Source organism: Saonia flava, assembly GCF_011927795.1.
In the GTDB taxonomy this organism is placed as follows: Bacteria; Bacteroidota; Bacteroidia; order Flavobacteriales; family Flavobacteriaceae; genus Saonia; species Saonia flava.
Genome location: NZ_JAATJJ010000001.1, coordinates 1,945,234 through 1,960,514, shown reverse-complemented (window position 1 = coordinate 1,960,514; position 15,281 = coordinate 1,945,234). Strand labels below are relative to the sequence as shown.

General features: G+C 35.8%; 15 protein-coding genes. 9 read left to right on the top strand and 6 right to left on the bottom strand.

Features of this window, described 5'->3' with window-relative positions; translation table 11 throughout:
* Positions 1 to 11 precede the first annotated feature (11 nt).
* Positions 12 to 980 carry an NAD(P)H-dependent flavin oxidoreductase gene (locus tag GGR42_RS08575; protein ID WP_167962861.1) on the bottom strand — a complete coding sequence of 323 codons (969 nt, stop codon included), beginning with the start codon at positions 978 to 980 and terminating at the stop codon, positions 12 to 14.
* Between the two features lie 130 nt (positions 981 to 1,110).
* Between GGR42_RS08575 and GGR42_RS08570 the strand changes: the two genes are divergently transcribed.
* Positions 1,111 to 1,587: an acyl-CoA thioesterase gene (locus GGR42_RS08570; protein WP_167962859.1), complete on the top strand. Its 477-nt coding sequence runs from the start codon at positions 1,111 to 1,113 to the stop codon at positions 1,585 to 1,587.
* Here GGR42_RS08570 and GGR42_RS08565 read toward each other — a convergent pair.
* Together GGR42_RS08565 and GGR42_RS08560 are read right to left on the bottom strand one after the other, a co-directional pair.
* Positions 1,571 to 2,464, bottom strand: coding sequence for a DMT family transporter (locus GGR42_RS08565; protein ID WP_167962857.1), 894 nt, complete (start codon positions 2,462 to 2,464; stop codon positions 1,571 to 1,573). The genes GGR42_RS08570 and GGR42_RS08565 overlap by 17 nt on opposite strands.
* Positions 2,461 to 2,814, bottom strand: a complete 354-nt coding sequence (locus tag GGR42_RS08560) for an arsenate reductase family protein (RefSeq protein ID WP_167962855.1) — start codon at positions 2,812 to 2,814, stop codon at positions 2,461 to 2,463. Before GGR42_RS08560 ends, GGR42_RS08565 begins: the two co-directional genes overlap by 4 nt.
* A 79-nt stretch (positions 2,815 to 2,893) precedes the next feature.
* On the opposite strand from GGR42_RS08560, the gene GGR42_RS08555 reads away from it, so the two are divergent.
* On the top strand, positions 2,894 to 3,355 hold the full coding sequence (locus GGR42_RS08555) for a DinB family protein (RefSeq protein WP_167962853.1): 462 nt from the start codon (positions 2,894 to 2,896) through the stop codon (positions 3,353 to 3,355).
* Here the strand turns inward: GGR42_RS08555 and GGR42_RS08550 are convergent.
* Positions 3,352 to 4,095, bottom strand: coding sequence for a DUF3298 and DUF4163 domain-containing protein (locus GGR42_RS08550; RefSeq protein WP_167962851.1), 744 nt, complete (start codon positions 4,093 to 4,095; stop codon positions 3,352 to 3,354). The genes GGR42_RS08555 and GGR42_RS08550 overlap by 4 nt on opposite strands.
* Positions 4,096 to 4,299: 204 nt before the next feature.
* Here GGR42_RS08550 and gdhA point away from each other — a divergent pair, with 204 nt between their 5' ends.
* The 3 genes from gdhA to GGR42_RS08535 all read left to right on the top strand — a co-directional run bounded on the left by gdhA (position 4,300) and on the right by GGR42_RS08535 (position 8,889).
* Positions 4,300 to 5,643, top strand: a complete 1,344-nt coding sequence (gene gdhA / locus GGR42_RS08545; RefSeq protein WP_167962849.1) for an NADP-specific glutamate dehydrogenase — start codon at positions 4,300 to 4,302, stop codon at positions 5,641 to 5,643.
* A 113-nt stretch (positions 5,644 to 5,756) separates the two neighbouring features.
* Positions 5,757 to 6,476: a DNA repair protein RecO gene (recO, locus tag GGR42_RS08540; RefSeq protein ID WP_167962847.1), complete on the top strand. Its 720-nt coding sequence runs from the start codon at positions 5,757 to 5,759 to the stop codon at positions 6,474 to 6,476.
* A gap of 1 nt (position 6,477) precedes the next feature.
* On the top strand, positions 6,478 to 8,889 hold the full coding sequence (locus GGR42_RS08535) for a TonB-dependent receptor plug domain-containing protein (protein ID WP_167962845.1): 2,412 nt from the start codon (positions 6,478 to 6,480) through the stop codon (positions 8,887 to 8,889).
* 54 nt (positions 8,890 to 8,943) lie between these two features.
* Here the strand turns inward: GGR42_RS08535 and GGR42_RS08530 are convergent, their stop codons facing one another.
* Positions 8,944 to 9,336 (bottom strand): hypothetical protein, encoded by a 393-nt coding sequence (locus tag GGR42_RS08530; protein WP_167962843.1) that lies wholly within the window; start codon positions 9,334 to 9,336, stop codon positions 8,944 to 8,946.
* A gap of 179 nt (positions 9,337 to 9,515) precedes the next feature.
* On the opposite strand from GGR42_RS08530, the gene ileS reads away from it, so the two are divergent.
* Genes ileS through GGR42_RS08510 form a run of 4 tightly spaced genes read left to right on the top strand, consistent with a single transcriptional unit; the run spans position 9,516 to position 14,630 of the window.
* Entirely contained in the window at positions 9,516 to 12,917 is a 3,402-nt protein-coding gene (ileS, locus tag GGR42_RS08525) for an isoleucine--tRNA ligase (protein ID WP_167962841.1), read from the top strand.
* Positions 12,918 to 12,921: 4 nt separating this feature from the next.
* Entirely contained in the window at positions 12,922 to 13,302 is a 381-nt protein-coding gene (locus GGR42_RS08520) for a TraR/DksA family transcriptional regulator (protein ID WP_167962839.1), read from the top strand.
* Between the two features lie 38 nt (positions 13,303 to 13,340).
* Positions 13,341 to 13,964 (top strand): DUF4097 family beta strand repeat-containing protein, encoded by a 624-nt coding sequence (locus GGR42_RS08515; RefSeq protein ID WP_167962837.1) that lies wholly within the window; start codon positions 13,341 to 13,343, stop codon positions 13,962 to 13,964.
* 33 nt (positions 13,965 to 13,997) lie between these two features.
* A complete protein-coding gene (locus GGR42_RS08510; RefSeq protein ID WP_167962835.1) occupies positions 13,998 to 14,630 on the top strand; it encodes a lipoprotein signal peptidase in 633 nt (210 codons plus the stop codon).
* Here the strand turns inward: GGR42_RS08510 and GGR42_RS08505 are convergent.
* A complete protein-coding gene (locus tag GGR42_RS08505) occupies positions 14,618 to 15,178 on the bottom strand; it encodes a 5-formyltetrahydrofolate cyclo-ligase (RefSeq protein ID WP_167962833.1) in 561 nt (186 codons plus the stop codon). The two genes, GGR42_RS08510 and GGR42_RS08505, sit on opposite strands and share 13 nt — an antisense overlap.
* Between the last annotated feature and the right edge of the window lie 103 nt (positions 15,179 to 15,281).

The following is a 15,281-nucleotide window of genomic DNA, read 5'->3' as shown; positions in this document are numbered from 1 at the left end:
TTAAAAGGTTATTACAAGTCTTCCAATAATTTGGATTGTTCCTCTAAAGCAGATTTATATTCTGATTTTAATTGTTGTACAAGTTCGGAAATGCTTAGAACATCATCAATGGTTGCAACTCCTTGCCCTGCAGACCATATAGTTTTCCATGCCTTTGCTTCTGTGTCCAATTCCTTTCCAAAATCAATTTTAGTGTCTTTTTTTAAGTCTTCTGCTGTAATGCCTGCAGCGTTTAAACTTGCTCCAAGAAAGTTGGCATGTACACCAGATATTGCGGCAGTATAGACCACATCACTGGCTCCCGCATCAATAATCATTTTACGATATTCTTCTGTGGCTTTGCTTTCTTTTGTATTGATAAACCTTGTGCCCATATATGCCAGGTCTGCACCCATTTGTTTGGCAGAAGCTATGTCTCTCCCAGTACTAATGCATCCCGAAAGGATAATGGTTTTTTGAAATATTTTTTTGATTTCTGCCACCAAAGTCATAGGGTTAATGGTTCCTGCATGTCCACCGGCACCGGCCGCAACAAGTATTAAACCATCCACACCCGCTTCGGCAGCTTTTTCGGCATGTCTTTTTTTAATGATATCATGGAACACCAGTCCACCATAACTATGAATAGCATTTACTACCATAGCTACTGCTCCCAAAGAGGTTATTACCAATGGAACTTTGTGCTTCATGCATAATTTTACATCGGCCTCTAATCTTGGATTTGTTGGGTGTACAATAAGGTTAACTCCAAAAGGGGCAGGTTTTTTTCCTGTTTCTTCTTCAAACTTTTTGAGTTCGGTTTTTATTTCAATGAGCCATTCCTCAAAACCTTCACTTGTTCTTTGGTTGAGGGCAGGAAAAGTGCCTACAATGCCGTTTTTACAACATTCTATGACCATTTTTGGCCCAGAAATTAAAAACATGGGTGCCGCTATGGCCGGTAGATTAAGATTTTTTATGAAAGGTGCTTTATCGCTCATTTGTTTGAAATTTAGTTTGACTTAAATTTAATAATTATCATCAGATTTAATCGGATGATACTATTTGTTCTTCAAAAATAGCATAGTTTTGAAGATATTATGCACGCATAAGAACTTAATATTTTTATTTATGTACTTAAAGGAGTTTGAAATACGCTGGAACGATGTTGACGCAAACAGGCATATGGCCAATTCTGCCTATATAAATTTTATGAGCCATACGAGAATGTCATTCCTTACAGACATAGGGTTTGGACATAAAGAGTTTGTTCAACATGGTATTGGGCCAGTCGTTTTTTATGAACATATCTACTATTTTAAAGAAGTTTTCCCAGGTAAGCCCATTAGAGTTTCTTTGGAATTTCAAGGAATGAGCGAGGACGGTAAGTTTTTTACATTCCACCATAATTTTTACGATTATAAAGGCAGACATGTTGCACATTGTGAGATGATGGGTGCATGGATAGATATGGAAAAACGAACATTAACAGCTCTGCCAAAGAGTATTTTAAGTGTTTTTAATAAGGTAGAAAAAGCTGAAGGATTTAAATGGCTTACAAAGGAAGACACAAGAAAATTTGCAAAGCAACCTAAGGACTTGGCTTAGGTCTTTTGCTAGCTAAGTAAACTCCTATCAGAACCAGTGAAGCCGCCATAACTTTTATAAGGGTAAGATGGTCCATACCCATTGCTATGGCAAATAGTATCCCAATTACTGGTTGTAAATATGTAAAAGAACCCACGGTGGAAGCTTTTAATTGGGTCAGTGCGAATATGTTGAACAGATATGTTAGGAAAGTGGTACAAATTACTACAAAAGCAATGGAACCAAGTATTTCTATTGGAAGTTCACTCCATTGTATTTGAACCACTTCGGAATAAGTTATTGGAAAATTAATTACAACGGCTATGGTAAAAAGCCACTTCATAAATGTAAAAGGATGGTATTTTTCAATTAGTTTTTTTGCTAAAATTAAATAGGTTCCATAACAAATGGAATTAACAATAAACAAAGTATTTCCCAATGGAATGTTTGGGGCATCTTGTCTGGTTTCACTTCCAAAAAGAATGAGTGCCAAAGCGCCGATAAATCCAATAATAATTCCTGAAGCTTTATAACCTGTGATCTTTTCCTTGATTAAAAATGCGGAGAGAAGTACCACAATAATTGGGGTTATGGTAACCAAAACAGAACTGTTTATTGGGGTTGAAAGTTCTAGGCCTTTAAAAAAAGCCAACATATTTAAAACCATTCCAAAAAATGCACAAATAACCAAACGTCCCCAATCTTTTTTCTCAATTTTTTCTTTTGGACCAAAAATGGAAATAATCCAAAATAAAATGGCTGCCCCTGTTACCCTTAGCATTATAAAGCCGAAAGGCTTTACATGCAATGGCATAACCCCCTTAGCAATGGTATGGTTCAATCCATAAATAGTGGTGGCACAAACGGCAGCGAATATGGCTAGGGTTCTTTTGCTCAAGAGTGAATGGTTTCTTTGGCGGCAGAAACTACTTTTTTACTATTGCCTATGAATATTTGGTTGTTGACCAAAACTACGGGTCGTTTTAAGAAAGTATATTGTTCAAGAATCAGGTTTTTATAATCTGTTTCTGTAAGTTGTTTTTCATGTAGGCCCCTTTGGCGAAAAAGCATTGCTTTTCTGCTAAAAAGTGATTCGTAACTACCTGCTAAATTTTTTATTTCCTCCAATTGTTTAGGAGTAATAGGGTCTGTTTTTATATTCTGAAGCTCAAAACTATCAATAGGAGCCAATTCTTTTAAAATTCTCTGGCAGGTAGAACAAGTTTTTAGGTAGTATATTTTTTTCATAAAAGCTAAAAGTTGATAGATACAAAGTAACCTATTTACTATCAATTGTACTATTTTTATCAGCCTTTAAACAAAGAATATGGAAAAACTATTTGATATCACAGAAAAGAACAGGAAAAGCTTATTTAAGTTTTTAACTGAAACTCCAAAAGAGCATTTGCTTATGATTCCAGAAGGATTTAACAACAATATTTGGTGGAACATAGCCCATGTTGTGGTAACCGAGCAATTATTAATGTATAAAATGAGCGGACTTCCTATGATGGTAAGTGATGAATTGGTAAATAAATATAGAAAAGGAACTTCCCCGGATGGAACGGTAACCGAAGGGGAAATGAAAAGTATTGAAAAACTTATTTTTTCAACAATTGAGAAGACGAAGACCGACTATGTGAGTGGGATTTTTAAAGATTATGATGAGTATACCACAAGCGTCAATGTTACTATAAGAAATGTAGAGGATGCATTCGCCTTTAATTTATATCATGAAGGGATGCACTTAGGATATATCTTAGCTTTAAGAAGGGCCATTGCTAATTAAGGTTTTATTTTAAAGGACAAATAGTTTTTTATTTCATCGAAGGGAAGAATTACTATGATAGGCCCATCTGCAAAAGACGCCACTTCATATTGGTTGTAATGAAGAACAAGCCCCTCTTTATTAAACCCTATATTTATAGGAAGATGAAATACTTCGTTCTCAAACATAAACCCAGTACTGTTTATCGGACTTCCTTGTGGTATGCCCTCTTGAATTCTAAATTTTGTTTCTGCAAATTTTATGAAATGTGTATTGTCCTTAAAGAGTTCCCAGTTCTCCAATTCAATTCCTTTTTTTTTGTCAAAATTCAAATAGGTAACAGAGCTGTATCCATGGGCCCCGCCGGTGAACATATAGGTGTCCAGTTGCAAGGCCAGTAAATTTTTATTTTCAAATGTAATTATACCATTGATATCCGCTTCCCAATTTTCACTTTCATCGTTGAATTTCTTTTTTATCTCTAGGTATCCATTATTAAAGGAAGTAAGGGCTTCATCTATGGTTGCGACTTCAGTTTCTTCATCAAAAGTCAATAGGGAAATTAGTTCTTCTCTTAAGGATGAATTAATAGATTCCGCAATTTTAGAATTGTCCAAGGCTTTTGGAATATTTATGGCAACCTTTGGACAGTCTTTACAGGTGTCATTGGAAAAAACTGATGGTTCAAACGTAAGTTGCGTATCATTTTTACAACCAACCACAATCAAAAATAAAAACAGAAGCAGAACTATTTTTTTCATAAATCTGGGGTATTTTTAACAAAGGTACTATTGTAATTGCGATTAATGTATGGTCATTGAGTTTGAAAGCCTAATTATTTGAATGAAGGTTTTTAGGATAGTTCAAAAAAAAGATAAAAAAGAATCATCAAATTATATTATTAACATAATTTTGCCGTTGTGTTATCAATTTAACAAAAAGCACGCGCTAAATAAAGTCTTTTTATGGAAACAAAAATTAAAGGGTTTATGGATGAGGTGAAGGCCCGAAATGGTCATGAACCTGAGTTTATACAAGCAGTACAAGAAGTGGCCGAAACGGTTATTCCCTATATAGTGGAAAACGATATCTATTATGGTAAAAATATCCTCTTGCGAATGGTGGAACCAGAGAGGTTGATTTCCTTTAGGGTGGCATGGGTAGATGATAAAGGGGAAATACATGTGAATCGTGGATATAGAATACAAATGAATTCTGCCATTGGGCCTTATAAAGGTGGATTGCGTTTTCATCCATCTGTGAATGCTAGCATTCTTAAGTTCTTGGCTTTTGAGCAAGTGTTTAAAAATAGTTTGACAACATTGCCAATGGGTGGTGGTAAAGGAGGCTCAGATTTTGATCCAAAGGGAAAATCTGATGATGAGGTAATGCGTTTTTGCCATGCTTTTATGTTGGAATTAAACAGACATATTGGGCCAAATACGGATGTTCCTGCTGGGGATATTGGTGTTGGGGCAAGGGAAATTGGTTTTTTGTTTGGGATGTATAAGAAAATTAGAAATGAATTTACAGGTGTCTTAACAGGTAAAGGCCGTTCTTGGGGTGGCTCTTTGATTCGTCCAGAAGCAACAGGTTACGGCACCGTCTATTTTGCCAATAGCATGTTACAAACTCAAGGCAAGGACTTTTCGAATAAAAATGTTGTGATTTCTGGATCTGGAAACGTTGCGCAGTATGCAGCTGAAAAGGCAATTCAATTAGGGGCTAAAGTATTGACGCTTTCTGATTCTCAAGGGTATATATATGATAAAGAGGGTATAAATACAGAGAAGTTGGAGTTTGTAATGGATTTAAAAAATAATAAAAGAGGTCGTATTTCGGAATACGCTAACAAATACAAATCGGCAACATATCATCAAGGTAAAACACCTTGGGAAGTTACATGTGATATTGCATTGCCCTGTGCTACACAAAATGAATTGAAGGGGGATGATGCAAAAACACTAATTAAAAATGGATGTATCTGTGTTGCAGAAGGGGCAAATATGCCTTCTACACCCGAGGCCATTCATGAGTTCCATCTGGCGAAGATATTGTTCGCCCCTGGAAAAGCTTCCAATGCGGGTGGTGTGGCGACATCAGGATTGGAAATGTCACAAAACTCACTGCGTATTAGTTGGACAAGAGAAGAGGTGGATGGTCGTTTAAAAGATATTATGAGTGATATTCATGATTCTTGTATTGAGTACGGAAGGGATGAAAATGGATATTGCAATTATGTAAAGGGAGCTAATATTGCTGGTTTTGTAAAAGTTGCCGATGCTATGTTGGCACAAGGGGTAATATAAATTACAAGCTCTTGATTAATTAGGCAATAGGGCTTTCCAAATTTTGGAAAGCCTTATTGTTTTTCTACAATTTCATTAGGATACTTTTATCTTTGGGAATCCAATTACCTAGTATGCAAATTACCACCAAAGCCATTGTTTTATCTTCCCTAAAATATGGGGATACCAGTTTAATTGTAAAGATGTATACAGAATCCGATGGTATAAAGTCCTATATGCTAAAAGGGGTTTTGACATCAAAAAAGGGAAAGCTTAAAGCAGCTTATTTTCAACCTTTGACTCAATTGGAATTGGTAGCATCCCATAGGAATAAGGGCGCTTTGGAGAGTATAAGGGAAGCCAAGGTATATTATCACTATAAAACCTTACATTCTGATATTTCCAAGAATGCAACGACCCTTTTTTTGTCAGAAATGCTGGGAAACAGTATTCATGAGGAAGAGCAAAACCAAGGGCTTTTCCATTTTTTAGAGGCTTCTTTTCAATGGTTGGATACCCATGATGATATCTCAAATTTTCATATTGCTTTTTTATTGAAATTAACACGCTATTTGGGGTTCAATCCAGACACATCAAATAGCGACGCACCTTATTTTGATTTACAGGAGGGAGAGTTCACCAATATACTCTCTTTGAGCCCAGTACTAGAAGGGGAGAATTTAAATGTATTTAAAACCTTCTTGGGCACAAATTTTGATGCTATTCATACAATTAAAATGAAGAAAGCCAATAGACAAAGGCTATTGCAATCACTTGTTCTTTATTTTGAATTACATTTGCAGGGATTTAGAAAGCCCAAATCCCTTGCCATTTTGAACAAAGTTTTCAATTAGCATGTATAAGTTTAGTTTCATTGTAATCTTATTGCTGTTTCAACTAGCACCGGCTCAGGAAGTAACCATTTTGGATGCCGAAACAAAAGCTCCTGTTATCAATGTTGCTGTTTTTAATTTAGATAAGTCCAAAACAGCTATTTCAGATTTTGATGGTAAGTGTGATGTTTCCTTTTTTACACCAAATGAGCGTATATTCTTTGCACATATTAGTTATGAAAATAGGAGAACAACTAAGGCAAGTATATTGAGAAGGGGAGGTAAAATTTATCTTAATTTAAAAGCCGAACAGCTAGATGAGGTGGTTATGTCCATTTCCAAGTGGGAACAACAAAGAAAGGATGTCCCACAAAAGATAGCCTCTATTAATGCGAGGGCCATTGCTTTTACAAACCCACAAACATCTGCAGATTTATTACAGAATAGTGGAAAAGTGTTTGTGCAAAAAAGCCAGTTAGGGGGAGGAAGTCCTATGATCAGGGGTTTCGCCACTAACAGGCTGTTGCTTATTGTGGATGGTGTAAGAATGAATAATGCTATTTTTAGGGGAGGTAACATACAGAACATTATATCCATTGACCCTTTTTCTGTTAAGAATACTGAGATAATTTTTGGCCCAGGTTCTGTTATTTATGGAAGTGATGCAATAGGGGGTGTTATGAATTTTTATACCAAAAAACCTCATTTTTCTTCTAATGATAGCTTAACTTTTTCGGGAAGCTCCTCCTATAGATATGCTTCTGCAAATAATGAGAACACAGTACATTTGGATTTTAATATTGGAAAAGAGAAATGGGCATTTTTTTCCAATATTACATTTAATGATTTTGGAGATTTAAAGATGGGAAGCTATGGTCCGGATTCTTATTTGCGAAACAATTATGTTTCCACCATAGATGGCTCGGATGTTTTGTTGAAGAACGGAAATCCTAGGATTCAGGTTACTACTGGTTATAATCAATTAAATTTAATGCAAAAAATTGCATTTAGACCCAGTCATAATTGGGACTATAGTTTGGGGTTATATTATTCTGAAACCTCAGATTATTCTAGATATGATAGATTAATACGACCTACCGGAGATGGCCTGGGTCTTCGCTCTGCAGAGTGGTATTATGGACCGCAAAAATGGTTCATGGGAAATTTTCAAATATCACAAAAAGGAAAGAACAAATTTTATGATAGGATGAAAATTAATGTGGCCTATCAAAATTTTGGAGAAAGTAGAAATGACCGCGCTTTTCAAAACCCAGTTTTGTTTTCCACCAAAGAACAAGTTGATGCAATTTCTATGAATCTGGATTTTGAAAATAAAAGAATGGGGAATCTTAGGCTTTATTATGGAGGGGAATACGTGTTTAATAAAGTCCATTCGTATGGTGGCCAGAGAAATATAGAGGCCAATATGGTTATGGATGCGGCATCCAGATATCCGAATAATGCCTTATGGCAGACTATGGCAGGGTATATAAATGGAGAATACAAAGCCAAACCCAACCTTACATTTTTATCCGGGTTGCGCTATAGCCATGTTTGGATAGATGCTATTTTTGATAAGACTTTTTATCCTTTTCCTTTTGATAATGCCGATTTGAGTACAGGGGCATTAACTGGTAGTTTAGGGCTAAGTTGGTTTCCCAAAGAGGATTTACAGTTTACTTGGAATGGCTCCACGGGATTTAGGGCGCCCAATATTGATGATGTAGGTAAGATTTTTGATTCGGAACCAGGCTCTGTTGTGGTTCCAAACCCAGAATTAGAACCCGAATATGTGTACAATACCGAGGTGGGGGTTCAGAAAAATTTTAATGATAGGTTGGTTCTTAAGGGGACATCTTTTTATACATATATGGTAGATGCCTTGGTGCGAAGGGATTATCAGTTTAATGGGGAGTCGCAAATTGAGTATAATGGGGAATTGAGCAACGTACAAGCTATTCAAAATGCCGCAAAAGCTTACGTGTATGGATTTGAGCTTGGTTTGGAAGCATTTCTGTCAGATAATTTATCAGTTATTTCAAACTTAACTATAACAAAAGGAATAGAAGAGGAAGAAGATGGCACAGATTCTCCTGGAAGACACGTTGCCCCAACATTTGGGGATTTTCATGTGGTATGGAAAAACCAAAGATTACAGGCAGATATTTTTCTTAATTATAACGGGGAAATTGCCAATGAAGATTTAGCGCCATCAGAAAAGAGTAAGGATTATATTTATGCATTGGATGCCAATGGCAACCCATATTCCCCTTCTTGGCATACTTTAAATTTTCGTTCCCAGTATACTATTTCAAATGCCTTTAAAGCCTCTTTTGGTCTAGAAAATATTACCGATCAGAGATACCGCTCCTACTCATCTGGAATAGTTGCGCCAGGGTTTAACCTAATTATGGGATTGGGGTATATTTTTTAAAATTAAAAGCCCGGCCTTATGACCGGGCTTTTGTTTTCATATAAAAGAACCAGACTAGTTATTGTCCTTTACGGCATCTTTTACGTCTTTAGCTGTTTCTTTTGCTTTGTCAATAACATCTTCTCCAGCCTCTTTTACATCTTTACCAAGTTCTTTGGCACCATCAATCGCATCATTTGCAGCGTCTTTTGTTGCATCCATTGCATTGTTGGTGGCATCTTTTGTTGCATCAACCGCATTGTCTATGGCATCTCCTGCAGAATCTACAGCATCTTCAGTGGCATCCATTACATCTTCACCCGCTTCTTTAAGGTCATCCCCCGCTTCATCCAATGCCTCACCTGTTTCTTCAACGGCATCTTTGGCCTTATCGGTACAGTTGTTACAGGATTGAAACGAGAAGCCCAAGGCTATCATTAAAATTGAACCTAAAATTACTTTTTTCATTTTGTTTAATGTTTAGTGTTAAAATTTATAGTAGATACGAAGTTATGATAATTTTGGACTTGATGAAAACAGGTTACTTGTGTAAACATTTAGTAATGAAGATTTCATCTTGGTAATCAACGGATAATTCAATCTAAATTTATAATTTTGCAGCCTTATTTAGAATGAGGGATAACACTATGAAGTTTGCAGAATACAAAGGGTTGGATTTACCAAAAATTGCAGAGGAAACTCTAAGCTATTGGAAAGACCATCAAATTTTTGAAAAAAGCGTTTCCAGTAGAGAGGGAAAGGAAGCGTATGTTTTTTATGAAGGCCCACCATCTGCAAACGGTATGCCTGGAATTCACCATGTAATGGCACGTACCATAAAGGATATCTTCCCAAGGTACAAAACCATGAAAGGGTTTCAAGTAAAAAGAAAAGCAGGATGGGATACCCATGGACTGCCTATAGAGCTTGGTGTTGAAAAAGAATTGGGAATTACCAAAGAGGATATAGGGACAAAAATATCTGTTGAAGAATACAATGCCGCCTGCAAAAAGGCAGTAATGCGTTATACGGATGTTTGGAACTCAATGACCGAAAAAGTAGGGTATTGGGTTGATATGGACGACCCATATATTACCTATAAATCCAAATATATGGAGTCTGTTTGGTGGTTGCTAAAGCAAATATATGACAAAGGTCTAATCTATAAAGGGTATACCATTCAGCCGTATTCACCTAAAGCAGGTACGGGTTTAAGTTCCCATGAATTAAATCAACCAGGGACTTATCAAGATGTAACAGATACTACGGTTACGGCACAGTTTAAAATAAAGAAAGAAACATTGCCAACTTCATTTAATGCTGTTGATGGAGAAATTTATTTCCTGGCCTGGACTACCACGCCTTGGACATTGCCATCCAATACCGCTTTAACAGTAGGTCCTAAGATAGAATATGTATTGGTTAAGACCTTTAACCAATATACTTTTGAACCAATTAATGTGGTTCTTGCAAAAGCTCTGGTAGGAAAACAATTTGCAGGAAAATATACGGAAGCTGAGCACAATGAAGAGTTAGAGTCATATAAAAAAGAGGACAAAAAAATCCTATATGTCATTGGAGAAACTTTTTTAGGAAAAGATTTAGTTGGGATAAAATATGAACAACTTTTACCATATACATTGCCCTATCAAAATCCTGAAAATGCTTTTAGGGTCATAGCTGGAGATTTTGTGACAACGGAGGATGGTACGGGTATAGTACATACAGCCCCGACCTTTGGAGCAGATGATGCATTGGTTGCAAAACAGGCAGTGCCAGAAGTGCCTCCTATGTTAATTTTGGATGAAAACGGAAACCCTGTTCCTTTGGTGGACTTGCAAGGTAAGTTTAGGCCAGAGCTGCAAGAACTTGGTGGCAAGTATGTAAAAAATGAATACTATAATGATGGGGAAGCTCCAGATAGATCTGTAGATGTTGACATTGCCATCAAATTAAAAGAAGAAAACAAGGCCTTTAGGGTTGAAAAGTATGTGCACAGTTATCCAAATTGCTGGCGTACGGACAAGCCTATTTTGTATTATCCATTGGATTCTTGGTTCATTAAAGTCACAGATGTTAAAGATAGAATGTTTGATTTGAATCAAACAATCAATTGGAAGCCTAAGGCTACAGGTGAAGGTCGTTTTGGAAATTGGTTGTCCAACGCAAATGATTGGAACCTTTCTAGGTCTCGTTATTGGGGTATTCCACTACCTATTTGGAGAACTGACGATGGCAGGGAAGAAATCATAATTGGCTCTGTAGGCGAGCTTAAAGAAGAGATTTCAAAAGCAATAAAGGCAGGAGTCTTAAAAGAAGACATTTTTGCTGACTTTGTTGTTGGTGATATGAGTGAGGAAAACTATGATAAAATAGATTTACATAAAAATATTGTTGATCAAATCATCTTGGTTTCTGAATCTGGAAAACCAATGAAGCGAGAAAGTGATTTGATTGATGTTTGGTTTGATAGTGGTTCAATGCCCTATGCACAATGGCATTATCCTTTTGAGAATTCGGATTTCATTGATAAAGGAGAAACTTTTCCAGCTAATTTTATTGCTGAAGGCGTGGATCAAACAAGGGGATGGTTTTATACCCTCCATGCCATTGCCACTATGGTTTTTGATTCGGTTGCATATAAAAATGTAGTATCCAACGGTTTGGTTTTGGATAAGGAAGGCAAAAAAATGTCCAAGCGATTAGGGAATGCAGCAGATCCATTTGAAACAATGGATGCCCATGGAGCAGATGCCACGCGTTGGTATATGATATCCAATGCAAACCCCTGGGACAACCTAAAATTTGATATTGATGGGATTGTAGAGGTTAAGCGCAAGTTTTTCGGAACACTTTATAACACTTATTCTTTCTTTGGATTATATGCCAATATTGATGATTTTTCCTATGCTGAGGCGAATATTCCTTTGAACGAACGTCCGGAGATAGATCAATGGATACTGTCAGAACTTCATACACTCATTAAAAAAGTAGATGAGGCCTATGCGGATTATGAGCCTACAAAGGCGTCAAGGATGATATCGGACTATGTTCAGGAAAACCTTAGCAATTGGTATGTTAGGTTGTGTAGAAGACGTTTTTGGAAAGGGGATTATCAAAAAGATAAAATATCGGCCTACCAAACCTTATATACGTGTTTGGAGACAGTTGCCAAACTATCTGCCCCTGTTGCGCCATTCTTTATGGATAGGTTGTACTGTGATTTAAACAAGGCCACAAAAGGGGAGATTTTTGAAAGCGTTCATCTGGCTCACTTTCCAGAATATAACGAGGCATTTGTAAATAAAGAATTGGAGGGAAAAATGGAGAAGGCGCAGATTATATCTTCTTTGGTGTTGTCCATTCGTCAGAAAGAAAGAATCAAAGTTCGTCAACCTTTACAAAAAATAATGATTCCCATATTAGATGAGAATCAAAAACGAGAAATAGAGGCAGTAGCAGATTTAATAAAGTCCGAGGTAAATGTTAAAGAAATAGAATTGCTTGATGATGCCTCAGGAATTTTGGTGAAGCAAATAAAACCCAATTTCAAGACTTTGGGTCCAAAATTCGGGAAAGATATGAAGCAAATTGCCCAAGTAGTTGCAGGTTTTAACCAAGAGGACATCCAAAAAATTGAGCAAGAAGGCGAAATATCATTAAATATTGAAAATAAAACCATTAATTTACAGTTAGATGATGTAGAGATTTCTTCTCAGGATATAGAAGGATGGTTGGTTGCTACATCTGGAGCATTAACAGTTGCGCTGGATATAACCATAAACGATGAGTTAAGAGAAGAAGGTATTGCAAGGGAACTAGTAAATAGGATTCAAAATCTTAGAAAAGATTCTGGTCTAGAGGTTACCGATAAAATAGATATTAAAATATTGAAAGATGGTTATGTGGAAAAGGCCGTTAAAAACAATATAAAATATATTAAAGCTGAAACATTGACAGCTGAATTAAATATTGAAGAAAAATTAGAAAAAGGCATAGAAATTGCCTTTGATGAAGTAAATACTAAATTGTTTATCCAAAAACATTAAAACTATGGCAGAGGATTTAAAAATAAGATATTCCGACAAGGATTTGGAAGAATTTAAAGTTCTTATTGAAGAGAAAATAGAAAAAGCAAAAAACCATTTGGAGCTTCTTAAAAGTGCCTATATGAATGACGGCAATAATGGAACAGATGATACATCGCCAACTTTTAAAGCTTTTGAAGAAGGTTCGGAAACCATGAGCAAAGAAGCCAATACCCAATTGGCTATAAGACAAGAGAAGTTTATTAGGGATTTAAAAAATGCAATATTGCGTATTGAAAATAAAACCTACGGTATTTGTAGAGTAACTGGTAAACTTATTAATAAAGAGCGATTAAAATTGGTGCCCCATGCCACGCTTAGTATAGAGGCAAAAAACATGCAGTAAACATTTATAGAACGCCTTTAGGGGCGTTTTTTTTGGAAATGAATAAAATATACACCCTGTTATGGTTTGTATGTACAATTACCATAGTTGAGGCCCAAAATGTGGTTAATAAGACTTTGGTGAGTCCTGATACACATTTTATTCAGATTGATGTTGCTAAGTGCTTCCAATTGAATTTGGAAACTTATGAAGGAGACGAGCTTATCGTTGAGGCCATTATAGATGGGGAGTACAAGAATGATTTACTACTGGATGTTATAGAAGAAGGACAAACTACTCTTGTAAATACAGATTTTCGTCCAAATTTTATTAATCCAAACGATAAATTAAGTGCTCACAAAGTAATATCTATAGCTTTGAAAATTAAGATGCCACAATACAAAAATGTTAAAGTATATGGTACTGGCTGTAATGTGCATATAACCGGTATGTATAAAAATTTAATGGTGACCCTTAATGATGGAATATGTACACTTAACGATGTAGGAGAAGAAGCACAGGTTATAACACATAGTGGTGATATAAAAGTAGAGAATGCAAATGCTATAATCGATGCTACAACCAAATATGGAAAGGTAGTTAAGAACATTAGCCAAAAGGGAGATTATCATTACAAACTAACTTCAGTGACAGGAAACATCTATCTAAGCAAAACCGAATAATATCCTTATTTTTGCCCAATCGATATTTTAAGAATGAATTTAAAAAAGTCCTTAGTACTTATTTTGGCAGTTTTAATAGTTGACCAAGTAAGTAAAATTTATATAAAAACACACTTTCAACTTGGGGAATCCGTTACCGTTTTTAATTGGTTCAAAATCCTTTTTATAGAAAATGAAGGCGCAGCTTGGGGGACAAAATTAAGTGATATATTACCAATTTCTGACTCAGTAGGAAAACTTATTTTAACAGTGTTCAGGCTTTTTGCCATTGTGGGAATTGGTTATTGGCTGTATGATATAATTAGTAAAAAATCGTCTAGAACATTAATATTGGCTTTGTCCTTGATTTTTGCGGGTGCTTTAGGCAATATTTTGGATTCGGTTTTTTATGGGGTTATTTTTAACGATAGTTATAATCAGGTCGCGACTTTATTTTCTAATGAACCCTATGGAAGCCTTTTTTATGGAAAGGTGGTAGATATGTTATACTTCCCAATGGTTGATACTACTTGGCCAGATTGGGTTCCATATTTTGGAGGAAACAACTTTCGTTTCTTTGAGCCCGTTTTTAATATTGCCGACACGGCAATTAGTACAGGTGTAGGGATTTTGATTGTTTTCAACAAAAAAGCATTTGAAAAAAAGGAGGAAAGTCAGAATTTATAGACCTTACTGTGGGTTACACAATAATCCAAAGGCACATCGTGTTCGTTAATATCAGAAATTGTATCCTCTGGGCCAAAAAATGAAAGACCTATTTTTAACACACTAGGATTACATTCATTCAAGAGCTTATCATAATATCCTTTTCCGTACCCGACTCTATTTCCAGAACTATCGTATGCAAGTAGTGGTACAAAAATGACTTCAATTTTTTTAGATGGGATTTCTATGCCATCTTCAGGTTCTGGCACCCCCCAATCGTTTTTTCGGAGAATTGTATTGTCGGTTAGTAATATGTTTTGGAGCATATTTTGCCCTGTCATTTTTGGCAAAATTACATTTTTATCCTTGCCTTGTAATATAGATAGAATAAAACTGGTGTCAATTTCATTCTTTTCCAATATAGGTAAAAATAAATGATAATTACTAAAGGACCATATGGGCAATTCCAATAGGTTATTAGCAATTTTAAGACTAAAATCTTGTAAGCTTTCTAAGGAGATTTTCCTTCTTTTCTGAATATAGTTTAATCGCAATTCTTTTTTAAGCATTGGTATTGATTAAACTAGTGTAGGGAACTGAATATAAACTACTCTTTAACAGATACAGCGACGTATATTTTAAAGAAAAGCATCAAAATCAGGTACATTCCCA